This window comes from Ruegeria sp. AD11(2025) (genome assembly GCF_056542405.1).
This window is the reverse complement of record NZ_JBQFZU010000007.1, coordinates 40647-62245: the sequence shown is the minus strand read 5'-3', so window position 1 is coordinate 62245 and position 21599 is coordinate 40647. Positions and strand designations below refer to the sequence as shown.

The 21599-nt window shown below is 60.9% G+C and carries 23 protein-coding genes and 1 riboswitch; of the genes, 14 read left to right on the top strand and 9 right to left on the bottom strand.

Annotated elements, in window-relative coordinates; genetic code table 11:
* The first annotated feature begins 4 nt into the window (after positions 1–4).
* Positions 5–997 (top strand): ABC transporter ATP-binding protein, encoded by a 993-nt coding sequence (locus ACR1XY_RS08895; protein ID WP_480592566.1) that lies wholly within the window; start codon positions 5–7, stop codon positions 995–997.
* Positions 998–1038: 41 nt separating this feature from the next.
* Here ACR1XY_RS08895 and ACR1XY_RS08890 read toward each other — a convergent pair whose 3' ends face one another.
* Positions 1039–1629 (bottom strand): peptidoglycan recognition protein family protein, encoded by a 591-nt coding sequence (locus tag ACR1XY_RS08890; RefSeq protein WP_480592293.1) that lies wholly within the window; start codon positions 1627–1629, stop codon positions 1039–1041.
* Positions 1630–1863: 234 nt separating this feature from the next.
* On the opposite strand from ACR1XY_RS08890, the gene ACR1XY_RS08885 reads away from it, so the two are divergent.
* The 3 genes from ACR1XY_RS08885 (at position 1864) to ACR1XY_RS08875 (ending at position 6329) form a co-directional block, all read left to right on the top strand.
* Positions 1864–4782 (top strand): error-prone DNA polymerase, encoded by a 2919-nt coding sequence (locus ACR1XY_RS08885; RefSeq protein WP_480592292.1) that lies wholly within the window; start codon positions 1864–1866, stop codon positions 4780–4782.
* Between the two features lie 48 nt (positions 4783–4830).
* Positions 4831–5244 carry a group III truncated hemoglobin gene (locus ACR1XY_RS08880; RefSeq protein WP_480592290.1) on the top strand — a complete coding sequence of 138 codons (414 nt, stop codon included), beginning with the start codon at positions 4831–4833 and terminating at the stop codon, positions 5242–5244.
* A 146-nt stretch (positions 5245–5390) separates the two neighbouring features.
* Entirely contained in the window at positions 5391–6329 is a 939-nt protein-coding gene (locus tag ACR1XY_RS08875; protein ID WP_480592289.1) for a DMT family transporter, read from the top strand.
* Between the two features lie 54 nt (positions 6330–6383).
* On the opposite strand, the gene ACR1XY_RS08870 is transcribed toward ACR1XY_RS08875, so the two are convergent.
* Positions 6384–7496, bottom strand: a complete 1113-nt coding sequence (locus ACR1XY_RS08870; RefSeq protein ID WP_480592287.1) for an S-(hydroxymethyl)glutathione dehydrogenase/class III alcohol dehydrogenase — start codon at positions 7494–7496, stop codon at positions 6384–6386.
* 129 nt (positions 7497–7625) lie between these two features.
* Between ACR1XY_RS08870 and ACR1XY_RS08865 the strand changes: the two genes are divergently transcribed.
* On the top strand, positions 7626–7916 hold the full coding sequence (locus ACR1XY_RS08865; protein ID WP_480592285.1) for an I78 family peptidase inhibitor: 291 nt from the start codon (positions 7626–7628) through the stop codon (positions 7914–7916).
* A gap of 61 nt (positions 7917–7977) precedes the next feature.
* Entirely contained in the window at positions 7978–9630 is a 1653-nt protein-coding gene (locus ACR1XY_RS08860) for a DUF6504 family protein (protein WP_480592283.1), read from the top strand.
* Positions 9631–9648: 18 nt separating this feature from the next.
* On the opposite strand, the gene ACR1XY_RS08855 is transcribed toward ACR1XY_RS08860, so the two are convergent.
* Positions 9649–10374, bottom strand: coding sequence for an SDR family NAD(P)-dependent oxidoreductase (locus ACR1XY_RS08855; protein WP_480592280.1), 726 nt, complete (start codon positions 10372–10374; stop codon positions 9649–9651).
* 167 nt (positions 10375–10541) lie between these two features.
* On the opposite strand from ACR1XY_RS08855, the gene ACR1XY_RS08850 reads away from it, so the two are divergent.
* From ACR1XY_RS08850 to ACR1XY_RS08830, 5 genes are read left to right on the top strand one after another with little or no spacing between them, the layout of a single operon-like run.
* Positions 10542–11876 carry an NAD(P)/FAD-dependent oxidoreductase gene (locus ACR1XY_RS08850; protein ID WP_480592278.1) on the top strand — a complete coding sequence of 445 codons (1335 nt, stop codon included), beginning with the start codon at positions 10542–10544 and terminating at the stop codon, positions 11874–11876.
* Positions 11827–12372, top strand: coding sequence for a hypothetical protein (locus tag ACR1XY_RS08845; RefSeq protein ID WP_480592276.1), 546 nt, complete (start codon positions 11827–11829; stop codon positions 12370–12372). Before ACR1XY_RS08850 ends, ACR1XY_RS08845 begins: the two co-directional genes overlap by 50 nt.
* Positions 12372–13595, top strand: a complete 1224-nt coding sequence (locus ACR1XY_RS08840; RefSeq protein WP_480592274.1) for an MFS transporter — start codon at positions 12372–12374, stop codon at positions 13593–13595. The genes ACR1XY_RS08845 and ACR1XY_RS08840 overlap by 1 nt, the downstream gene beginning before the upstream one ends.
* Complete coding sequence (locus tag ACR1XY_RS08835) at positions 13592–14209, top strand: DUF3833 domain-containing protein (protein WP_480592272.1); 618 nt, start codon at positions 13592–13594, stop codon at positions 14207–14209. The genes ACR1XY_RS08840 and ACR1XY_RS08835 overlap by 4 nt, the downstream gene beginning before the upstream one ends.
* Positions 14206–14748, top strand: a complete 543-nt coding sequence (locus ACR1XY_RS08830) for a DUF3833 domain-containing protein (protein WP_480592270.1) — start codon at positions 14206–14208, stop codon at positions 14746–14748. Before ACR1XY_RS08835 ends, ACR1XY_RS08830 begins: the two co-directional genes overlap by 4 nt.
* 12 nt (positions 14749–14760) lie before the next feature.
* Here the strand turns inward: ACR1XY_RS08830 and ACR1XY_RS08825 are convergent, their stop codons facing one another.
* The 6 genes from ACR1XY_RS08825 to ACR1XY_RS08800 all read right to left on the bottom strand — a co-directional run bounded on the left by ACR1XY_RS08825 (position 14761) and on the right by ACR1XY_RS08800 (position 19056).
* Positions 14761–15921 (bottom strand): energy transducer TonB family protein, encoded by a 1161-nt coding sequence (locus ACR1XY_RS08825; RefSeq protein WP_480592267.1) that lies wholly within the window; start codon positions 15919–15921, stop codon positions 14761–14763.
* The gene (locus ACR1XY_RS08820) at positions 15918–16295 is read right to left on the bottom strand and encodes an ExbD/TolR family protein (RefSeq protein WP_480592264.1); all 378 of its coding nucleotides are present in this window, start codon (positions 16293–16295) and stop codon (positions 15918–15920) included. The genes ACR1XY_RS08825 and ACR1XY_RS08820 overlap by 4 nt, the downstream gene beginning before the upstream one ends.
* Entirely contained in the window at positions 16292–16624 is a 333-nt protein-coding gene (locus tag ACR1XY_RS08815; RefSeq protein WP_480592261.1) for a biopolymer transporter ExbD, read from the bottom strand. The genes ACR1XY_RS08820 and ACR1XY_RS08815 overlap by 4 nt, the downstream gene beginning before the upstream one ends.
* A 25-nt stretch (positions 16625–16649) precedes the next feature.
* Positions 16650–17315, bottom strand: a complete 666-nt coding sequence (locus ACR1XY_RS08810; RefSeq protein WP_480592258.1) for a MotA/TolQ/ExbB proton channel family protein — start codon at positions 17313–17315, stop codon at positions 16650–16652.
* Positions 17312–17740: a hypothetical protein gene (locus tag ACR1XY_RS08805; protein WP_480592256.1), complete on the bottom strand. Its 429-nt coding sequence runs from the start codon at positions 17738–17740 to the stop codon at positions 17312–17314. The genes ACR1XY_RS08810 and ACR1XY_RS08805 overlap by 4 nt, the downstream gene beginning before the upstream one ends.
* A gap of 551 nt (positions 17741–18291) precedes the next feature.
* Positions 18292–19056: a DUF3299 domain-containing protein gene (locus ACR1XY_RS08800; protein WP_480592254.1), complete on the bottom strand. Its 765-nt coding sequence runs from the start codon at positions 19054–19056 to the stop codon at positions 18292–18294.
* A 142-nt stretch (positions 19057–19198) separates the two neighbouring features.
* Positions 19199–19398, top strand: a riboswitch (cobalamin riboswitch).
* A 94-nt stretch (positions 19399–19492) separates the two neighbouring features.
* Here ACR1XY_RS08800 and ACR1XY_RS08795 point away from each other — a divergent pair.
* The 3 genes from ACR1XY_RS08795 to ACR1XY_RS08785 are packed head-to-tail and all read left to right on the top strand — an operon-like array spanning position 19493 to position 21598.
* On the top strand, positions 19493–19849 hold the full coding sequence (locus tag ACR1XY_RS08795; RefSeq protein WP_480592252.1) for a DUF1636 family protein: 357 nt from the start codon (positions 19493–19495) through the stop codon (positions 19847–19849).
* Complete coding sequence (locus ACR1XY_RS08790; protein ID WP_480592250.1) at positions 19846–20631, top strand: ABC transporter ATP-binding protein; 786 nt, start codon at positions 19846–19848, stop codon at positions 20629–20631. The genes ACR1XY_RS08795 and ACR1XY_RS08790 overlap by 4 nt, the downstream gene beginning before the upstream one ends.
* A 19-nt stretch (positions 20632–20650) precedes the next feature.
* Positions 20651–21598, top strand: coding sequence for an ABC transporter substrate-binding protein (locus ACR1XY_RS08785; protein WP_480592248.1), 948 nt, complete (start codon positions 20651–20653; stop codon positions 21596–21598).
* Position 21599: the final 1 nt, after the last annotated feature.

Here is a 21599-nt window from a genome sequence, read left to right as displayed (position 1 = left end):
TCACATGCGTGATGCGGCAATCAGGATCGACGGGCTGCGCAAGACCTATCGGGGCGGCAAAGGCCAGCCCGAGAAACACGCGCTGAAAGGCATTGACCTGACCGTTCCGCGTGGCTCGGTGTTTGGCCTGCTGGGGCCGAACGGGGCCGGGAAGTCGACTCTGATCAATATTCTGGCCGGGCTGGTGGTGAAATCTGCGGGCAAGGTGTCAATCTGGGGTTTCGATCAGGATCAGAACCCGCGCCAGTCCCGCGCTGCAATCGGCGTCATGCCACAAGAGCTGAACCTTGACCCGTTCTTCACTCCTCGTGGCGCGTTAGAGGTTCAGGCTGGCCTGTATGGCGTTCCCAAGGCTCAGCGCCGCAGCGATGAGATTCTCGCACTGGTCGGCCTCAGCGACAAGGCCGAGGCTTATGCCCGGACCCTGTCCGGGGGCATGCGACGGCGATTGCTGCTAGCCAAGGCGCTGGTGCATCACCCGCGGATCCTTGTGCTGGACGAACCCACGGCGGGCGTGGATATCGAGTTGCGTCAGATGCTCTGGACCAATGTGCGCAAGCTGAACGAACAGGGCATGACCATCATCCTGACCACCCATTATCTGGAGGAAGCGCAGGAGATGTGTGACGAGATCGCAATCATCAACCATGGCGAAAAGATCGCACAGGACAGCACTGCCAACCTGCTGGGCCGCATGGACAGCCGCACCATGGTGATCGCCCCGGACAGCCCGATCACCGATCTGCCCGTAACCGAGGGCGTCGAAGCCACCCTGCGTGATGATGGCAGTCTGGTGCTGCAATACCGCAGCGCCCAGACCAGCGCCGAGCAGGTGCTGCAATCCGTTCGCACCGCAAATATCCGTATCCGCGACGTCCGTACCGAGGAAGCAGACCTTGAGGACGTGTTCCTTGCGTTGACCTCTGCCCGCGCTGAGGACGCCCCGGCGGATGATCAGGACCAGCCGCGCCGGGGAATGCACAGGGTCAAGTTATGACGCTCACATCCCGTTGCTGAGATCATCAGCGCGGATTGCAATCAGGCGAGTTCCGTCTTGATCCTCGCAACGATCTTGTCGATTAAATCATCCTCGTTGAAACTTGCGAAAACCGGCTTGGTCGCATTGAATTTTCTGTTTTGAGCGCTGGAAATACCTTCGCGCAGGAAATCGCCGACTTCCACGACATCTCCGGGCTTGGCCATGTGAGGCAGCCACATGATATCCCACTTGTCCTGTGGCACACCCAATGTGACATCAACCTCTTCATGCGAAAGAACGTGACGGCGATCTATCGGGATGTCGTAGGTTTCCGCGTACTCGGCTACCATGTCGATGAACACACCCAACTGGGTTTCCGTCATCGGGTATTTCCCTTTCTTGAAGGGCCTTTCCTTTGCACCCTGCATACAACACATTGCCAAACCGATTGACCCTGTGTTCTTGGCCCTGACATGCGCGGCATAATCTCCGTCATTCACATTGTTGTTGGCTTCCGGTCTGCGCTTGCACAGCCTGCGCGTTCCATCACCCTCAACAACTTCGTGGTACTTGTCATAATCGCTACCGGACATTTCATACTGCCCTGCTGTCCAGTGCATAACGATTCGCTGTGGCTTAGATACGGCCATAATGAATTCCTTCCAAAATCGTCCTGTAAAATTGAGGGGCGTATTATAGCACAGTTTTCGCCTTCTTTCCTGGCAGCCGCTGTCTGGGTTAAGCGGCCCCTAAGAACGCCAGCGTACACGCGTTGCAATTGAAGGTTTTTCGGTCGGTAGCCACCATTTGGGGAATGGGACTTCCCCTCAATTTCAGCAAAGGACTCGAAAAAGAACAAAACGTGAATATAATAGGGAATCGCCATGTATGCCGAGCTGTCGATTACGTCGAACTTCACTTTCCTCACCGGGGCCTCGCACCCCGAGGAGTATATGGAGCGTGCCGTCACTCTGGGCCTGCCCGCCATTGCGATTGCCGATGACAACTCGGTTGCCGGGATCGTGCGCGCCCATACCCAAGGACGCGAGATCGCCCGCAAGGTCCGCGAGCGGCTGGAGTGGGAGGCGCAGAATACCGCGATCGGCCCACCCTGCCCCGATCACATCCCCAAACCGCCCTCGTACCCCATCCACGCGGTACCCCGCCTGATCCCGGCGGCGCGGCTGATCTTCACCGATGCGCCTGCCGTCACCGCCCTGCCCCTGAACCGGCAGGGCTGGGGCAACCTGTGCCGCATCCTCTCCAAAGGTCGCCTGCGCGCCGAGAAAGGCGACTGCATCCTGCACCTGTCGGACCTGCTGGAATTCTCCGACGGCCTTCACCTGCTGCTCTGGCCACAAGCGACCCGGTCTCCGGGCGGCGCGAGCGTGTGGCGGACACAGGCGCAACAGCTGACGCGCCGCTTTGCCGGGCGGATGCATCTGCTGATGCACCCTCGGTATGATGGCGCAGATAGCGCATATTTCTCTTTATTAGAGACGGAATCACATCAACTCGGCATCCTCACCCTCGCCAGCGCCACGCCGATGATGCATCACGGGAGCCGCCGCAGGTTGGCCGACGTCCTGACCGCCATCCGCCTGCGCCGCAAGGTCGACGACCTGGGCCGCGAGGCGCTGGCCAATGGCGAGCAACGCCTGCGATCCGAGGCCGAGATGTTGCGCATCTTCAAAGGTCATGAGGGCGCCGTTGCCCGCGCGCATGAGCTCAGCGAACAGCTCACCTTTTCGCTTGATGAACTGCGCTATGAATATCCCAGCGAGGGCAGCGAGCAGGAAACCCCGACCGAACGCCTGCATCGGCTGGCGCAGGAAGGGCTGAAATGGCGCTATCCCGCCGGGGCGTCCGAGGAAGCAAAAAAGATGCTGGCGCATGAGCTCACCCTGATCGGCAAGCTGAAATACGAGCCTTACTTCCTGACTGTCCGCGACATCGTCCATTTCGCCCGCTCGCGCGGCATCCTCTGCCAGGGTCGCGGCTCGGCGGCGAACTCTGTCGTCTGTTTCTGCCTCGGCATCACCGAGGTCAGCCCTGAGATGGGCACCATGGTCTTCGAACGCTTCGTCTCTGAGGCGCGCGATGAACCACCCGATATCGACGTCGATTTCGAACATGAACGCCGCGAGGAAGTCATCCAGCACATCTATGACCGCTATGGCCGCGAACGCGCGGGCCTGTGCGCCACGGTCGTACATTATCGCGGCAAGCGCGCCATTCGCGAGGTTGGCCGCGTAATGGGCCTGACCGAGGACACGATTTCGGCGTTGTCCTCGCAGCTCTGGGGCTTCTTTTCCGCCTCTGGGCTTGAAGCGCAGCGCATGCGTGAAATCGGCCTCGACCCCGAGGATCGACGGCTGAAACAGACTCTAATGCTGGTCTATGAGATCGACGGCTTCCCCCGACATCTGTCTCAGCACGTCGGCGGATTCATTATTACCGAGGGGCGCTTGGACGAACTCGTCCCCATCGAAAACGCCACGATGGAGGACCGTACGGTCATCTGCTGGGACAAGGATGACATCGACAGTCTGGGCATTCTCAAGGTTGATGTGCTCAGCCTTGGGATGTTGACTTGTATCCGCAAGGCGTTTGACCTGATCGGTCAGCACCACCAGACCAGCTATACGCTGGCCACTCTGCCGCCCGAGGACCCGGTGGTCTATGACATGCTCTGCAAGGCGGACTCGGTGGGTGTGTTTCAGGTGGAAAGCCGGGCGCAAATGAACTTCCTGCCACGGATGCGACCGCGCAATTTCTATGATCTGGTGATCGAGGTCGCCATCATCCGCCCCGGCCCCATTCAGGGCGACATGGTCCACCCCTATATCCGCCGCCGGAATGGGGAGGAGGAGGTCAGCTTCCCCTCGGACGAGCTGGGCGAGGTGCTGGGCAAAACGCTGGGCGTGCCGCTGTTTCAGGAACAGGCGATGCAGATCGCCATCGTCGGCGCGGGATTTGCCCCGGAACAGGCGGACCGGTTGCGACGGTCACTGGCGACGTTCAAGAAGCACGGCAATGTCAGCGAGTTCCGCGCCCTGTTCCTGCGCGGCATGAAGCGCAACGGGTATGAGGATGACTTTGCCGAACGTTGTTTCTCGCAGATCGAAGGGTTCGGGTCGTACGGCTTCCCCGAAAGCCACGCGGCCAGCTTTGCGCTGTTGGTCTATGCCTCGGCCTGGATCAAATGCCATCACCCCGGCATCTTCGCCTGCGCGCTGCTGAACTCGCAGCCAATGGGGTTCTATGCGCCTGCCCAGATCGTACGGGATGCGCGCGAGCACGGGGTGCAAGTGCGCCCGGTCTGCATCAATGCCAGTTTCTGGGACAATGTGATGGAACTTGACGGCCAAGGCGGGCTGGCCCTGCGGCTGGGCTTCCGTCAGATCAAGGGGCTGAGCGAAGAAGACGCCAGTTGGCTGACCGCCGCGCGGGGTAACGGCTACCATCAGGTTGACGATGTCTGGCGCCGTGCGGGCCTTGGCCCTTCGGTGATCGAACGGCTGGCTGAGGCCGACGCCTTTGCCGCCTGTGACCTGACCCGGCGCGAGGCGTTGTGGCAGGCCAAGGCGATTGCCACCGCCAAGCCTTTACCGCTGTTCTCGCAGGATCTGGAGGGCGAGGCGCTGGACGAGCCCAAGGCCTACCTGCCGCAGATGACCTTGGGCGAACAGGTGGTCGAGGATTACGTCGCCACCCGCCTCAGCCTGAAGGCGCATCCGGTGGCCCTGCTGCGACATCTGCTGACGCCGGACCCGCGCGACAAAACCACGCCTGTCGCTTGACCCGTCAACCAGATATTGGCCCAGAACAGAGTCGACTTCGGTACCTACATGACCAGACCCATCCTGCCTCCACGCTTTCCGGCCACGCCGGACCAGATCAACGCACAGGTCCGCGCCTTTTACGCTCGTGTGCGCGCGGACGCCGTGCTGGGACCGGTCTTCAACAACCACGTCACCGACTGGCCCGCGCATGAGGAAAAGATCGCCGCTTTCTGGCGCAACGCCATCCTGTATGAACGCAGCTATGACGGCAATCCGCAGCGTGTTCATATCGAACGGCCCGACGTGAAACCCGAACTCTTCGCCCATTGGCTGGACCTGTTCGAAGAGGTCGCCACCCGGACACTGCCGCCGGAAACGGCCACCCCGTGGGTCGCACTGGCCCGGCGCATCGGAGTGGGAATGAAGGCGGGCGTGCAATCGGCGCGCCAACCCAAGGACGCGCCGCCGGTTCTGCGTTGATCTCACAACATGGCAGCTTTGCGATGTTAGCGATAAATTAGGGGCTATGCGGGCTGGTGAAATGCGTTTACTCAGGGGCAAGACAGCCCCTTTGCGCTGCGACGGCATAGTGCCACCACACCGACATATCACCCGAGGCCACAGCGATGAGCACTCAGAACACCACCCTCCGGGGCCTTGGCTATGCGTTTGCGGGCTTTGCGGTCTTTGCCAGCCATGACGCGCTGATCAAGGTGCTGGGTGGCACTTACTCGGTGATGCAAATCATCTTTTTCGCCACGCTGTTTTCCTTTGTGCCGATGGCGGTGACAATCCTGACCGACCGAACAACCGGGAACTTCCTGCCGCGCCACCCGTGGCTGGTTCTGCTGCGCTCGGCCCTGATGGTAACATCCATGGTCTGCGCCTTCTATGCGTTTTCGGTCCTGCCGCTGGCCGAGGTCTATTCACTGCTTTTCTCTTTTCCGTTGATCGTCACGGTGCTGTCGATCCCGATTCTGGGCGAGGTCGTCCGCGCCCAGCGTTGGGCGGCGGTCGGCGTGGGCCTGATCGGTGTCCTGATTGTTCTGCGCCCAGGCGCAACGGATATCACGCTGGGTCATCTGGCTGCTCTCACAGCCGCCTTCTGCAGCGCCTTCGCATCCGTGTTGGTGCGCAAGATCGGCAATGAGGAACGCTCGGCCGTGCTGATCCTGTACCCCATGCTGCTGGCCATTGCTGTGATGAGCCTGGCCCAACCGGTGGTGTATCAACCTCCGTCCCTGCTGCATCTGGCGATGATGGCGCTGGTCGGCGTGTTCTCGGTCATCGCCCAGCACCTGATCATTCTGGCTTATCGTGCCGCACCCGCCGGCGTTATTGCCCCCAGCCAATACAGCCAGATCATATGGGCCACGATTTTTGGCATGGTTTTCTTTGGCGAACGCCCGGACATTTGGGTGGCGGTGGGCGCAAGCGTCATCATCGCATCCGGCGTCTATGTGGTCTGGCGCGAGAGCAGGACCAACACCACTTCGGCCAACACCCCAGTTCTGCGGGTGCGGTCGCCGCGGTCGGACACCGGGGCGTCTCGGCCGGGGGAGTAAGAAACGGCGCGCCTTTCAGCCCGCCGTAATCGGAGTTTCCGTTGGTTAAAAGCTTCAGTAAACAACCACCGATCGGATGCTTTCACCCTTATGCATCAGGTCAAACCCATGGTTGATGTCGTCCAGGCCCATTGTGTGGGTGATCATTGGATCGATCTCGATCTTGCCGTCCATGTACCAATCGACGATCTTGGGTACGTCGGTCCGGCCTCGCGCACCACCAAATGCGGTGCCGCGCCACGAGCGGCCGGTGACCAGCTGGAACGGTCGGGTCGAGATTTCAGCCCCGGCAGGTGCCACGCCGATGATGATCGATTCACCCCAGCCCTTATGCGCCGATTCCAGCGCATCGCGCATCACGCCGACATTGCCGGTGGCGTCAAAGGTATAATCCGCGCCGCCCTTGGTCAGGTTGACCAGATAGGGAACCAAATCGCCCTCGACTTCTTTGGGGTTCACGAAATCGGTCATCCCAAACTTGGTGGCCATCTCGACCTTTGACGGGTTGAGATCCACGCCGACAATCTGATCCGCTCCGGCCAGACGCAGGCCCTGAATAACGTTCAGACCGATACCACCCAGACCGAACACGATAGCCCGGCTGCCGATTTCCACCTTGGCGGTGTTGATAACTGCGCCGATACCGGTGGTCACGCCGCAGCCGATATAGCAAATCTTGTCGAACGGCGCGTCTTCGCGCACCTTGGCCAGCGCAATTTCGGGCAGGACCGTGTGGTTCGAGAAGGTCGAGCAGCCCATGTAATGCAGGATCGGATCGCCATCCAGCGTCGAGAACCGGGACGTTCCGTCGGGCATCAGCCCCTTGCCTTGGGTTTCGCGGATCGCCTGGCAGAGGTTGGTTTTGGGGTGCAGACAGTATTCACACTCGCGGCATTCGGGGGTGTAGAGCGGGATCACGTGATCGCCCGGTTTCAGACTGGTCACGCCCGGGCCGACCTCGACCACAACACCCGCGCCTTCATGGCCCAGAATGGCAGGAAACAGACCTTCGGGGTCGGCGCCCGACAGGGTGAATTCATCGGTGTGGCAGATGCCGGTGGCCTTGATTTCCACCAGGACCTCACCCGCCTTGGGGCCTTCGAGGTTCACATCCATCACTTCCAAAGGTTTGCCCGCCTGAACGGCGACGGCGGCACGGGTACGCATATCGTTGTCTCCCTGTCTTCTTTGACCCGACCCTGCGTCAATCGCAGGGTGTTTTCAACTGCGCTTTGGTGACAGATTGGCTAATGTTTTGATATTGCAGAAACGACATTGCCGCAAAGAGGAACGCCAATGCGCCGTTTTATTCCAATTCTGATCCTGCTGGCCGCCTGTGCCGAGACACCGCCCCCGCCTGAAGACGTCCGCCTTTCCCCCGAAGCCGCACCGGTTGATCTGGCCTTTTGCCAGGGCGAAGCTTTTGCGGATTCTATTGGTCAGCCGGTTTCGACCATTCAGGCCCAGCTGCCCGAACGGTCGCGCGTTCTGGGTCCGGATGACATCGCCACGCAGGATTATCGCATCGACCGCCTTAATGTTTTTGTGAACGGAGCCGGAAACATTCAGCGCTTGACCTGTGGGTAAGCGTAGACTCAGGGCATGATTCTGTGATAAGAACAAAATGGGAACATTTTGATATCTGCCAATGCCCAAACGCCGAATACTCTCACTGTGGTTCCCCCGTCTGGGGGCTGAACGGCTGGTCCGCGCCGCGCGGGGCCTGCAGGATGGGCCTTTGGCAGTGGTGGCCGAGCAGTCGAACATGCAGGTCATCACCTCGCTGAACGCGGATGCGCAAGCCGCGGGTCTGCGCGTGGGTCAGCCGGTGCGCGACGCTCATGCCATGTGCGCAAACCTTGTAACGCGCCCTCGCAATGCCCCGGCCGAGGCCGCGTTTCTGACCGCCTTACGCCGCTGGGCGGGCAAGTTCAGCCCATGGGTGGCCGAGGAATCGCCGGACGGGTTGATCGTCGACCTGTCTGGCTGCGCCCATCTGTTCGGTGGAGAAGAGGCGTTGCTGAGCGTTCTTGAGATTGACTGCGCCGATATGGGCCTGAGCGTGCAGATGGGCATCGCTGATACGCTGGGCGCGGCCTGGGCACTGGCGCGGTACGCAGGGCAAGAGGCCACGTCCGACCGCAATGGCGACGCCATCAGCCAAGAGGCCCGCGCCACCCGTGCCCGGGCAGGCAAACGGCGGCACTGGACCAGAGGTGGGGCCGCGCCACAGGTGATGGCCCTGGGCGGCGGCGCACGGATTGCAGCCCCGGGACAGTCCTATGGCGCACTCAGCCCTCTGCCCATCGCGGCGCTGCGGCTGGAGGATCAGGCGGTCGCGCAGTTGAACCGGCTGGGTCTGCGACGGATCGGCGATCTGCTGGGCCAGCCGCGTGCCAGTTTGGCGCGACGGTTCGGGCGCGGGCTGGTGCTGCGGCTGGATCAGGCCATGGGCAGCGCGCCCGAGCCGGTCTCACCCGCCCGTCCGCCGCATCACTTTGCGGTGCGGATAACCCTGCCCAACCCGATCGGGCTGGTTGAAGACGTGATGGCCGCCATTGACCGGGTCCTACCAACGCTCTGCACCAAGCTGGAAGAGAAAGGGCGCGGCGTCCGCACCCTGCGGCTTGAGGCGCACCGCGCCGATCAGGCGGCTGAGATCATCGAGGTCGGCCTGGCCCGTCCGACCCATGACAGACACCGTATTCGCCCTTTGTTAGAGATGAAAATCGATAAGATCGATGCAGGTTATGGCATCGACATGTTGCGGCTTGAGGCGATCCAGTCTGAGCCCATCCACGCCCGCACGGTGGCTGGTCATGCCGAGGCTCGCCGCGTGGCCCGCGAACGTTTGGAGGGTAACACCGCCGTGGACGACCTGATCGGCAAGCTGGGCGCACGAGTGGGGCTGGACGCAATCACCCGACGCCACCCGGCAGCCTCGCATATCCCCGAGAAAACCGCGCAGACGCTGGCCGCCGCATGGTCCGAACCCGCGCGCGACTGGCCCGCCCCACCGCGCCCGCGCCCCTTGCAGATGTGGCAGCCCGAACCGGTGATGGCCCCGGAAACCCCGGACGTGCCCAGTGCCTTTCGCTGGCGCGGGCGCGACTGGCAACTGGCACAGGCCACCGGGCCGGAACGGATCGCGCCGGAATGGTGGCTGGATGACCCCAACTGGCGCAGCGGTGTACGGGATTACTGGGTTGTTGTGACCGAACAGGGAGAGCGGCTGTGGCTGTTCTACGGTCATGGCGACACCATGTCGGCGGGCTGGTTCTGCCAAGGGCAGTTTGGTTAGAAATGCCTTTATTAGGGTCTATTTTCCACGATAGACCAGCCAGTCCGGAAGGTAATCCAGCAACCGTATCACCCAGGAAAACGGCGCCGGAAAATCGGTGCGGAAGCGGCGGCGCGACATTGCTTTGACCACCCGCGCTGCCGCGTCTTCGGGGGTCATCAGCATCGGCATTTTGAAACTGTTCTTCTCGGTGAGGCGCGTCTTGATGAAACCCGGATTGACGATCCTGACCGTCACCCCGGTGCCCGCCAGATCGAACCGCATCGTTTCCGCCAGCGAGACCAAAGCCGCCTTGCTGGCAGCATATCCCACCGCAGCCGGCAGACCGCGATAGCCGGACAGAGACCCGATCAGCGTGATATCCCCCCGGCCCTCGCGCACAAACCGCGGCACTGTTTCTCCCAGAACCCGCAGCGCGCCGGTATAGTTCACTTCGGTCATCGCCAAAACGGCCTCGGTATCCCAATCGCCCGAGCGCATCGGCTCATAGGCCCCGGCATTGTAGACCAGCCCGTCCACCTTTCCGACCTCAACCGCCGCACGGCGCACGGTGTCCAGATCAGTCACATCACAGGGCACGGCCCGCGCATTGGGAAGCGCTTCGCAAATCTCGGCCAGACGGTCGGCATTGCGCGCGGACAGGATCAGATGTGCACCCTCGCGGCTCAGAGCTTGGGCCAGCGCCCGTCCCAGCCCTTCGCTGGCGCCGACGATCCAATAGGTTTTTCCGTCAAAATTGCTCATGCCTTCGCCGTATCTGTTGTAATGCAGGTTCTACGGCTGAGCAAAACGGCTGGATCACCTCACTTAGCCTCACGACATAGTGCATCTGAGAAAAACTTCTAAACTGATTGATCCACCCCCGCATATGCTGCGTATCCTATTGTAAAATGTCGCACAAAGAGGATGGCATGTTCGACGAAACCCGCGGCGCGCGCAAGAAAATCGCAGTAGTAGGTGCAGGAATCTCAGGTCTGTCGGCTGCTTACTATCTTTCCGAAACCAACGACGTGACAGTGTTTGAGGCCGAGCCCCGACTGGGCGGGCACGCGCGCACTGTGATGGCCGGCAAGAACGGGGATCAGCCCGTTGATACCGGGTTCATCGTGTTCAACTATGCCACCTACCCCTATCTGACGCGGTTGTTCGACGAGTTGAACGTGCCGGTCACGAAATCCGAGATGAGCTTTGGCGCAACCATCGACGATGGCCGCATCGAATACGGGCTGAACAACCTGCGCACGCTGACGGCGCAGAAACGCAACCTCGCGCGCCCGGCTTATTACAAGATGATCGCTGACATCCTGCGCTTCAGCAAAGAGGCGCCCGAGGCCGCACAGGATGACGACACGACAATCGGAGAGCTGGTAGACCAGTTGCGCCTGGGCTATTGGTTCCGCCACAACTATCTGATGCCGATGTGCGGTGCGATCTGGTCCACCCCGGTGGAGTTCGTGGATCAGTTCCCGGCGCGTTCGCTGGTGCAGTTTTTCAAAAACCACGCCCTGCTGGCCAGTGGTCGGGTCAAACAGCATCAGTGGTACACGGTCAAAGGCGGAAGCATTGAATATGTCCGCCGCATCGACGCCGCCCTGCGCGCCCGTGGCAGCGAAATCCGGCTGGCGTCTCCTGTCGACCGAATCCAGCGCGATGAAACCGGTGTGACCGTGCACAGCCAGGGCCAGGCCGATCTGTTTGATGAGATCATCCTCGCCACCCATTCCGACCAGTCGCTGGCCATTCTGGGTGAGGCGGCAACCGATGCAGAAAAGGCTGCATTAGGGTCTATTCGTTATCAACCCAACACTGCCATCCTTCATTGCGATCCAAGCCAGATGCCCCGCCGTCGGGCGTGTTGGTCCAGTTGGACCTACCGCTCGCAAGCAGGGAATGTCGGGGTTACCTATTGGATGAACCGCTTGCAGAACATTCCGGACAGCGATCCGCTGTTCGTAACGCTGAACGCGTCGTCAGAGATTCGCGCGGATAAAATCTATGATCAGGTCGAATTTGCCCATCCGGTGTTCGACAAAGCCGCCCTCAGAGCACAAGGGCAAATCCGCGAGATGCAGGGACAGAACCGAACCTGGTTTGCCGGTGCGTATAACCGGCATGGCTTTCACGAAGACGGGATTGCCAGCGCGATGCATGTCGTCGAGCGCATGAACGGCACCCCGCAGACACTCGGAGCTGACAATGGAATTCTTGCAAAAGGTCCGGCCATCCCTGCCTCGGCCGGGATTTAATACTCTTCGCGCGGCATTTCTGTCGCTTGCCGTGCTGACCCCGGTCGGGTTGGAAGCGTCTTCCGGGCTGAACGCTTTGGACGACGCCCAGCTGCGTGGCACCGCGACGTTCCGGTATCTGGGCTTCCCGCTATACGACGCGCAACTGTTCACTCCGGGCGGTGCCGCGTTCAACTGGACTGAGGATTTCGGGCTGGAGCTAAAATACCGCAGAAACTTGACCCAAAAGGCGTTGATCAATTCAACCTTGGACGAAATGGCGCGCATTGGCCGCCCAGCCCCGGTGCGTGATCAGCTTCAGGCCTGCTTCAAAGCCGTCAACAAGGGTGATCGTTACCTGGCGGTATCAGACGGACCGGACGCTGTCTCGTTTTGGCTGAACGGGCGCAAGACCTGCACGATGACCTATCCGGGCATCAAACGCAGCTTCATGTCCGTCTTCCTGGGCGAGAACACCCGATCAGCTGCGTTTACGCAAAAACTGCGCGGGCAGTGATGCTGTATCCGAGGGTCAGTCTCTATGCGCTGATGCTGGCTGCGGCGGGTATCCCGCTGTATATCCACCTACCGCGCTTTGCCGCCGTCAATCTGGGCATCGGGTTGGGAGTTATCGGTACCGTTCTGCTGGTGATCCGACTTGTCGATCTGGTGCAGGACCCGCTGATTGGCTGGGCAATCGACCGTTGGCCAAACGCCCAGGCGCTGTTTGCAGCCGCCGCTGCAATTGGCCTGGCGATCGGGTTTCCCTTGTTGTTTGGCTTGCCCGATGGAGCCAATGTTGCTTTGTTAGTGTCTGTTTTGATACTTTTGTTCTCGGCCTATAGCCTTGGCACCATCCTGCTTTATGGTCGCAGCGCGACGCTGGCCAAGCGCCCTGACCCCAAAGAGCTGATGACGCTGGCCGCATGGCGCGAAGGTGGGCAACTGACCGGCGTTATCCTCGCCGCAAGCGCCCCGGCCCTGTTCGTTGCCTTCGGGGCCAGCGCGCAAGGTTATCCGGCGTTCGGCCTGTTTTTGGGGCTGCTCGCCATCCTGACACTAACCGTGACCCTGCCAATGTGGCGTCGCGCGCCGATCACCGGTGAGAGCCTTTCCTTTGCCGGTCTCGGGCAGGCCGGCGCGTTGCGGCTTCTCTTACTGGCGCTGGTCAACAGCCTGCCGGTTGCGATCACCTCGACTTTGTTCCTGTTCTTTGTCGAAGACCGGCTGCAATTGCCCGGAAAAGCCGGGCCGTTGCTGATCCTGTTCTTCCTCAGCGCCGGGGCAAGCGTGCCGCTCTGGGCCAAGCTCAGCAACCGAATTGGCCCGAAACAGACTCTGATGATCGCCATGCCGCTGTCGATTGCGGGTTTCATCGGCGCCGCCCTGCTGTCCACCGGAAACCTGACCGGGTTTGCGCTGATCTGCCTGACCTCGGGCGCGGCGTTGGGCGCGGATATGGTGGTGCTGCCCGCCATGTTCTCGGTGGTGCTGACACGCGCGGGGCTGAACGCCTCGGCCGCTTTCGGCATCTGGTCCTTCGCGGGCAAGCTTGGCCTTGCGCTGGCTGCTTTTTTCACTCTGCCGCTGCTGGAGCGCAGCGGGTTCACGCCCGGGCAGGCGAATTCGACGGAAGCGTTGAGGACACTCACCCTCGCCTATGCCGTACTGCCCTGTATCCTGAAACTCGGCGCGTTCGGGCTGGTTCTGACGCTGCCTACGGAGGTCTCAGCCAAATGACTGTCGTTGCCATCCTTCTGCTCGCCATCCTCGCCCTGATCATCGCCCAGCGCCGGTTTCTGAGTTTCCGGTCGCAAGCGCCATCGGATTACACGGGCACCGGGCCTGCTTTCGAAATGAAGAAGAACCTGAATGGTGAGATCCTCTCCGAAGGGCTGATCTATGGGCCCAACGGCAAGATGTCGAACAGCTTTGTCGCCCGCATGGTTGGCGAATGGAATGGCAATACCGGCACGCTGGCCGAGTATTTCACCTATTCCAACGGCAAGACAATGACCCGTAAGTGGTACCTGACTCTGGGCACCGGAAACACGTTTATCGCCACGGCAGACGATATCGTGGGGGAAGGCCACGGCACCATTTCCGGTTCCACCGTCAAACTAACCTACAAAATCACCCTGCCAAAGGATGCAGGCGGGCACACGCTGGATGTCACCGATTGGATGTATCTGACCGAAAACGGCGTGATCATGAACCGGTCCGAGATGCGGAAGTTCGGTATCAAGGTCGCCGAGTTGGTTGCCACCATGCGCCCGGCGCCCGAGGCAAAGTCCACCCATGTCAGCGGATCGAACGGCTATGACGCCAAGGCGGAATCGAGGACGTTGCAATGACCTCGCGCCGGTTTCTGATAGCAGCTCTTGCCGTCATTGGGCTGGCGGCGCTGGCCGCCTGTTCGGCAAAGCCGCGCGTGCCCAAGACCTTCCTGTCCGACCGACAACTGAACCTTGAGGAGTTTTTTGAGGGCAAAACCGTCGCCTATGGTCAGTTTCAGGATGTGCTGGGCAATGTACCCCGCCGCTTTATGGTCCAAATCGACGGCACATGGGATGGGGAAACCCTGACGCTGGTTGAAGATTTCGTCTATGACGATGGCGCGACCGAACAACGTATCTGGACCCTGACCAAAACCGGCGAGGATAGCTGGACCGGCACCGCTCCGGGTGTGTTGGGGACCGCCAGCGGGATCGAGCGCGGGGATACGTTTAACTGGACATACAAGATCGACCTGCCGGTGAAAGACGGCACTATGCGGGTAAATTTCGACGATTGGATGTGGTTGCTGAGTGATGATCGGCTGCTGAACCGCGCCTATGTTTCGCGCTATGGCGTACGGCTGGGTGAGGTCATTCTGTATTTCGAGAAACTGTAAGTCACCGGCGGCTCATTTGCTGGAATAGACAAATGACAGCGATCGGCTAACGCCCCCGGGTGGTCTCGGAAAAGGAGAAGCCGCTTGGACCTGCGCCTTGGCCGCCCGTTCAAGATCTGGTGAGCCATTGGTATCCACGACTTCGACATAGGCCAGGGTTCCGTCCGGGTTGATCACGAAAAACACCCGCGCAAAGCCTCGCGCCGCTGTGTAGACGATCGGTGCGCGGTTCAGATGCACCAGAACTTTCCCGGCATAATTGGTTCTGTCCGAGTTTCCGGGACCCCGCCCACCCGAACGAGTGCCGCTGCTGCCCGAGGTGAACAGATCCTTGCCCTGGCGCCGATAGGTGGTCAGGGGCGATTCAACCTCTTGCGTCGGATATCGCAGGTCACTGAAATCCCGTGCCCCGCGCAGCGTGGCCGGAGGATCTGGCTGCGCAAGCCGGTCCGGCAGGCGTGGTCGGATCGAAGACGTCAGCGCCTGCTCCGGTTCCTCGTTGCTTTCGTCAGCGTCGGGCACTGGCTCGGCCGGTGTGGCGGGGATATCGGTCTCAAGTGTTTCACTTTCAGAAGGCACGACCGGCGCAACCGAGGGCACGGGGTTTTCTGCTGGCTCCGGCAGGGCCGCGATCTGCTCGGCCTCGGTGGGTTCAGGTGCCGCCGGGGTTTCCTCTGCCGGTTCCGTGGCCTCGGGGCTGCCTTCGGGCGCTTCGGCAACCTCCGCTTCCTCGACCGGCGGGGTCTCCTCCACATCATCGCTGGCAGATTTGTCGCCATCCGCGGTGTCCTGAGTTTCGGGAGCCTCGGCCTCGACCGGCTCGGGCGCGACAGGCTGCAGGATTTCGGACGTGCCAGTGTCGGGGGAAAAAGTTTTCTGCGGGTCGTCCGAGGCCACATGCACCTCGGTGGTCGGAATCTCAGCAGGTTCGGGCGCGGGTTCCGGGGGGTCCTCCACAGCGGGCTCGGGGGCCTCGGGCGGTTCGGGTTCAACCGGTTCGGCGATGGTGTCCACAAGGTCTTCGAAGCTGTTGCTCAGCTCGACTGAATCCCTTCGACCATCGTCAGCCGACTGTTGCGTCAATCTGGGTGCGGTCAGGCTCAGCCCCATCAGGTGCAAAAACAGAGAGAGCAGCGCGGCAAGGGCCGCGATGACGACCGACCCCCGGATCATTCCAGCGCCTTCTCGGTCACGACAAAGACGGATGCCGCACCCAAACGGCGCAGCTCTCCGGTCACTTCGATCAGCCGCGCGCCCGAGGCTTCGCGATCCGGCACGATCCGCACCGGCCCGGGGTCGCGCCCGGCCATATATGTTGTCGGCTCTATCGGCGCTCCGCGAAAGCTGAGCGTGCCGTCCTGGTGCAGCACCAACGCGTCCGGCGGCTCGCGCCCGTCCAATTCAGAGGTGTCGACCAAATTCAGATCGGGGTCCAGCGGTGTGGCCACCGTGCCCGCGATCAGAAAGAAGATCAGCATCAAAAACACGACATTGATCAGCGCAATGGTCGAGTCGCGTTTGCGGCGGGGGCGGCTATAGCGGATCATTCCAGCACCAGCACGCTCAGGCCCTCGCGCCCGCGCAACAGAACCAGAAGATCCACCAGCCGTTGCGCCGTGGTGTCAGGATCGAGGCTGACAAGCACCTGCCCGGTGGTTACCTGCGCCGTCAATTCCTCCAGCGTCACGGGTGCGCCATTCAGCACCAGTCGCTCAGCCCCTATTTGGACAAAGGCGCGGTTTTGTGGCGTGTCCGTCGATGCGCCCCCCGTCGTGGCGTTGCTGAGCTCGATCTCACCGTATTTCGAAAAGGTCGAGGTCAGCATGAAGAACAGCAACAGCAGAAAGATCACGTCGATGAGCGGTGTCATCGCCATGGGTCGTCTGACAAAGGGTGCGGGGTTACGCATGTCCGGGCGTGGCCGCCATGGGTTGCGCATCTTCGGCCAGCGGAATCGCCCGCCCCGGTACGAGAACCGTGCGCAGGGCTTTGTCAGCAAACACCCGTTCGCGCGCGGTGCGACTTTCGAACCAGGACAGCACCATCGAGGTCGGCATCGCCACCGCCAGACCCACAGCCGTTGTCACCAGTGCCACCCAGATGCCGCCCGCCAACAGCGACGGGTCAACCGAAGACCCAGCGGATTGCAGGCTGCGAAACGCTTCGATCATGCCCAGAACAGTGCCGAACAGACCCAGCAAAGGCGCCAGTTGCGCCACTGTATCCAGCAAGCGGAAACCGCGTTCCAGCCCGGCAAGCGCCAGCCCGGCCTCGGCATCCAGCCGTTGATCCAGGCCGGGCGCATCCGGTGCGTCCATCGCAACCCCGACCAGCGGTGCTAGGTAGCTGTGGCTTTTGGCCAGACGCGCGCGGGCGGTCTGGTGATCACCGGCATCCCACGCTGCCAGCGCCTGCGACAACACACGGTGCCGTCCTACACCCGAAGCGGCGAATTGCCAGAGCTTGTAAAGCGTCACCGCAAGCGTCACCACGGACATGGCGATCAGGATGGCGACAACTGGCCCGCCAAGGGCCAGGATTTCGCGCAGGGCGTCAAGAAAACTCATCCCAAAAGCTCCACTTCTGTTCGGCTGTGCAAGGTTGGTGTCTGGTCGCAGATATCGCTGTCAGCACCTCCGACGGTGCAGCTGCTTACGCCATTGATCAGAACACGCCCGAGGTTTTCGCAGGTGATGCCTCGGATATCAAACTGACGCACCCGCGGGCGTTCTGCCGGCAGGTCCCGAAACCCGAAAAGAGTGATCCGTTCGAAAACACCCGCGGCATCGAATATAACCACCTGATAACTGGCACTGTCTATCGACGTTGTGGTTTGGTTTTCGACCAGAAAGGTCAGGCGGCAGGCGCTTTCGACCTCTTCCACCGCATTCAGCTCGACCATCAGGCCCGGCTCGACTTGCGTGGTTTCGGCCAGAGCCGCAACAGGCAGCGCACAGAGAATGGCGGCAAGGGCCGGACGGCGATACTTCATAGATGCGCTCCTGATCGTTCTACGCAGGCAGGACTTTGGCGGCGTTCCACCCGTCATATCCAAGACCACTGGGGCTCGAAAGGGTTGCCGACACCTTTGTGATAAAGGGCGATTTACAGCCCGTTCAACCCTGCCGTTTCATGACTTCCATCGCAAGTGCATGATATTGCGAAGGCTCCGGGTCGGGCTGATAGACTATCGCACAGGCCACCAGCCATTCCATCGCGTTCGACTTGACCCGATGTTCGGCGAAGATCGCGATGTTTCGGCGTTCGAATACCTGCGCATAGATGAGCCAATCGCCCTGTACAGCCGGGAATAGCGCACCAGCGGCATGCGCTGTTCGCCGCCCGCGAGGTCAACCTCTGCAAGGTTAATGGGTGTCATCAATACATCCAGCACCTCTGAAGAGGCTCAAATCGTCGTCACTTGTACACCTAAAAAGAAATCTCAGCGCACCCTGAAATTAAGGTTTTTCAAATCCCAAAGACGATCGGTTCTGTTCAGGAGGAAATCGGCAAGGCAGCCTGGGGGGCGATCCGGTGATCCCGTCACTCAGACGCCTTCTCCGCGCCGGTTTTGCTGTTGCCTGCAGCACGGAAGCGTTCGGCCGAGCTCTGCGTCCACTTCAGTCCGCCGCCCTGTGTTTCCAGGGTTTCGACACTGTCGGCCTCCAGCTGGAACGTCGCGCGCATGGGCATCAGCCCATCCACCACCATTGTGTTTTGTTCTGACGGATCGATGGTCAGCTTTCCGGTCAAACGAACCGGCTCGTGGACGTAACCGGGCTCCCAGTCGCCGTTCAGCCGTACCCGGATCATCTGATTGGGCGGCGGCGGCGGCAAGTGGCTGCACATCCCGGGCTGAGGCACCAGATAAGCGATGGGGTGCCCATCCGCATCGGGCGGCGCCGGAATGGCAAACCCCGCCAGCGTCACCGTTTGACCGTCGAATTCAGGGTTTCCGGCCGCACCGGCACGATCCCGGCGCTGGGCGACGACAAGTCGCTGGTCCAGCAGCCAGTCGATATCGATGCCGTCCGCAGCCAGGGCTTCCTCGGTTTCGACCAGAAGCTCCTGCCACTTCCGCCGCTCATCGGGGCTGCCCACTTCCTGACGCAGCCTGCCGCGCAGGCGCACGACGAAAATCAGATCGTCGAACTGCTCCGGGCTGAGATCGCGGTAGGGGTCTTCGAAGACCTGAACGGACGGGTCAGGCAATTCGGACCATTCCAGTTCAGCCCCCGGTGCCGCCAGCGCAGAAGAACCGCACAGGCTCAATGCCAGAATCGTTGCAAGGTGAAACCAATATCGCATGATCTGAGTCTATCTCCCTGCCGAGATCATTCCAGCCAGTTTTTGCGAACAACGTCCTTAACTGGCCACCCTTATGCCTCAGAGCTGGCCGGTAACGAACGAACAGGATGAAACTTTCATATTGACGCACTGGGCGATCTCGGGCAGTCAATCTGATGATGGTTCCCCCAATTGGGGATGAAAAGGGAATACGGTGAGGTCCGCTAACCGGCGCCAACTCCGTGACTGCCCCCGCAACTGTAAGCGGTGAGCGACGCCATAAATCCACTGGCCCACAGGCCGGGAAGGATGGCCAAGCCAAGACCCGCAAGTCAGGAGACCTGCCATCATGTTTTCAATCAACCCGGGGCGGGGCGTCCCGGAAGGAGGCAAAGTGACGAACGCGTTACGCTATTACATTGCCGCCACCTCGCTTCGGCAATAAGCGGAGTGGGCAATGGCAAACGATCCCCAACACTTCCTGCTGATTTGCGAGACCTGCAACGGCACGGACGCCGCGCAAGCGATCGGAAAGGCGCTGACGCACCGGCTACCTTCCGGGTTTTCCATACGCATGGTTTCCTGCATGGCTGGTTGTGACCGACCGACAACCGTAGGCTTTCAGGCTGTTGACAAAGCGCAATACCTGTTTGGTGACGTCAAATCCTCGCAGGACATTGATGCTCTGGCCCAGTTTGCGCGGCAATTCCAAGACAGTGGGGACGGCTGGACCAATGCTTCTGACCGTCCGCGTGCATTGTTCAACAAAACCTTGGCTCGTATGCCCCGTCTGAACGTGGAGGTGCACCCGTGACAAACTCAGCGTTTCTGATCGCGCGTGGCCTAGAATACTACGCACTCAACGGCGACGTCCTACTACAGGGAGCATCCTTCGAACTGGACAGGGGTGCGGTTTTGGCCATAGCCGGACCAAACGGGGCCGGGAAAACAACGCTTCTGAACCTTTTATGCGGTGCAGCCGAGATGGTTCTGGGCGACGTTCTTGTCGATGGGCGCAGCCTGAAACAGATGTCGTCCAAAGACCGTGCACGCATGATCGCCGTTGTCAGCCAGCAGGAGTTCCCGGACGGTCGGCTGCTGCTGCGAGACTATGTAGCGCTGGGTCAGATTCCGATCCGCTCAGACCGATCCGCCGAAGACCACGCGGTCGAGCTTGATCGGATACTGGACCTGACCGGGCTGGGCTCACTGGCGGACAAGCGGATGGCCCTGCTGTCCGGCGGTGAACGCCAGCGCGCGCATATCGCCCGCGCCCTGGCGCAAAACCCGTCTCTGTTGTTTCTGGATGAACCCACCAACCATTTGGACCCGGACGCCAAGGGGAGAATGCTGTCGCTGGTGGCCGAACTGGGCATCACGGTGGTCATGATCGTGCACGATCTGGTCATGATCCCCGAGTTTGCCACCCACGTGGCGCTGATGAAATCCACGCGTCTGACCAGTTTCGGCCCCGTGGCCGAAGTGCTGACGCCCGCGCATGTGCGCGACACGTTTGGCGTCGATTATCTGTGTTTCCAGCATGAAGGCCGAGTGATCCCGGCACTGGATATCCGAAGAACCCCAGTTTCAAATTAACTTAAGGAAACTCTCCCCAATGAAACATATCTGGTCTGCGGCCCTGATCACCGCCATGGCAGGCAGCGCCTCCGCGCATGAGGTAACGATTGACAATTGCGGTGAACCGCTGGTTTTCGAATCTCAACCCGAAAGGCTGGTCGTTCATGACATGAACATGACCGACATGGCCTTTGCCCTTGGCCTGCAGGACAAGATCGTGGGCCTGACCGGCATCACCGGCTGGTACAAGACCAGCCCCGAATTCGACACCCTGCGCGGTAACATCCCCGAACTTGCGCCGAAATACCCGACCGTTGAAAATCTGGTTGCGGCCGAACCCGACCTGTTCTTCGCCGGTTGGTATTACGGCATGAAACCTGGCGGCGACGTGACACCCGACACTCTGGAGCCTTTTGGCATCAAGACCATGATCCTGACCGAAAGCTGCGTGCATCTGGACAAGGATCGCCCCGAAGCCAGCATGAATCTGTTGTTCGACGATGTGCTGCGTCTGGGCAAGGTCATGCATGTCGACGACAAGGCGGAAGCACTGGTCGGCGGCTGGAAAGAAGAACTGGCCGCGATCGAAGCACAGACCGCCGATCTGGCCAAACCGCGTGTCTTCCTGCTGGATGGCCCGGCAGACGCGCCCTTCACCGCCGGTAAATTCGCCATTCCCGATGCGATGATCGCGGCCGCCGGCGGCGAGAACGTCACCCATGACATGGACACCAGCTGGGGTCGCACCTCATGGGAGGCTGTTGCCGCATCCAACCCGGAATTCCTGGTGTTGCTGGACTACCAGACCGGCAATGGCGCGGGAGATACATTCAAGTTCCTGCAGGAGCATCCGGTAATGTCACAAACCGACGCCGTGAAGAACGAGCGCTGGATCGGCCTGCGGTACGAGGAACTAACCCCTGGACCGGCAAATATCGAGGCGATCTCGAAAATGGCCAACGCCATGCACCCGGGCCTCAACTGAT

Coding starts and splice junctions, on each gene's coding strand:
- ACR1XY_RS08895 (WP_480592566.1), top strand. CDS start 5: ATGCGTGATGCGGCAATCAGGATCGACGGGCTGCGCAAGACCTATCGG.
- ACR1XY_RS08890 (WP_480592293.1), bottom strand. CDS start 1,629: ATGGCCGTATCTAAGCCACAGCGAATCGTTATGCACTGGACAGCAGGG.
- ACR1XY_RS08885 (WP_480592292.1), top strand. CDS start 1,864: ATGTATGCCGAGCTGTCGATTACGTCGAACTTCACTTTCCTCACCGGG.
- ACR1XY_RS08880 (WP_480592290.1), top strand. CDS start 4,831: ATGACCAGACCCATCCTGCCTCCACGCTTTCCGGCCACGCCGGACCAG.
- ACR1XY_RS08875 (WP_480592289.1), top strand. CDS start 5,391: ATGAGCACTCAGAACACCACCCTCCGGGGCCTTGGCTATGCGTTTGCG.
- ACR1XY_RS08870 (WP_480592287.1), bottom strand. CDS start 7,496: ATGCGTACCCGTGCCGCCGTCGCCGTTCAGGCGGGCAAACCTTTGGAA.
- ACR1XY_RS08865 (WP_480592285.1), top strand. CDS start 7,626: ATGCGCCGTTTTATTCCAATTCTGATCCTGCTGGCCGCCTGTGCCGAG.
- ACR1XY_RS08860 (WP_480592283.1), top strand. CDS start 7,978: ATGCCCAAACGCCGAATACTCTCACTGTGGTTCCCCCGTCTGGGGGCT.
- ACR1XY_RS08855 (WP_480592280.1), bottom strand. CDS start 10,374: ATGAGCAATTTTGACGGAAAAACCTATTGGATCGTCGGCGCCAGCGAA.
- ACR1XY_RS08850 (WP_480592278.1), top strand. CDS start 10,542: ATGTTCGACGAAACCCGCGGCGCGCGCAAGAAAATCGCAGTAGTAGGT.
- ACR1XY_RS08845 (WP_480592276.1), top strand. CDS start 11,827: ATGGAATTCTTGCAAAAGGTCCGGCCATCCCTGCCTCGGCCGGGATTT.
- ACR1XY_RS08840 (WP_480592274.1), top strand. CDS start 12,372: ATGCTGTATCCGAGGGTCAGTCTCTATGCGCTGATGCTGGCTGCGGCG.
- ACR1XY_RS08835 (WP_480592272.1), top strand. CDS start 13,592: ATGACTGTCGTTGCCATCCTTCTGCTCGCCATCCTCGCCCTGATCATC.
- ACR1XY_RS08830 (WP_480592270.1), top strand. CDS start 14,206: ATGACCTCGCGCCGGTTTCTGATAGCAGCTCTTGCCGTCATTGGGCTG.
- ACR1XY_RS08825 (WP_480592267.1), bottom strand. CDS start 15,921: ATGATCCGGGGGTCGGTCGTCATCGCGGCCCTTGCCGCGCTGCTCTCT.
- ACR1XY_RS08820 (WP_480592264.1), bottom strand. CDS start 16,295: ATGATCCGCTATAGCCGCCCCCGCCGCAAACGCGACTCGACCATTGCG.
- ACR1XY_RS08815 (WP_480592261.1), bottom strand. CDS start 16,624: ATGGCGATGACACCGCTCATCGACGTGATCTTTCTGCTGTTGCTGTTC.
- ACR1XY_RS08810 (WP_480592258.1), bottom strand. CDS start 17,315: ATGAGTTTTCTTGACGCCCTGCGCGAAATCCTGGCCCTTGGCGGGCCA.
- ACR1XY_RS08805 (WP_480592256.1), bottom strand. CDS start 17,740: ATGAAGTATCGCCGTCCGGCCCTTGCCGCCATTCTCTGTGCGCTGCCT.
- ACR1XY_RS08800 (WP_480592254.1), bottom strand. CDS start 19,056: ATGCGATATTGGTTTCACCTTGCAACGATTCTGGCATTGAGCCTGTGC.
- ACR1XY_RS08795 (WP_480592252.1), top strand. CDS start 19,493: ATGGCAAACGATCCCCAACACTTCCTGCTGATTTGCGAGACCTGCAAC.
- ACR1XY_RS08785 (WP_480592248.1), top strand. CDS start 20,651: ATGAAACATATCTGGTCTGCGGCCCTGATCACCGCCATGGCAGGCAGC.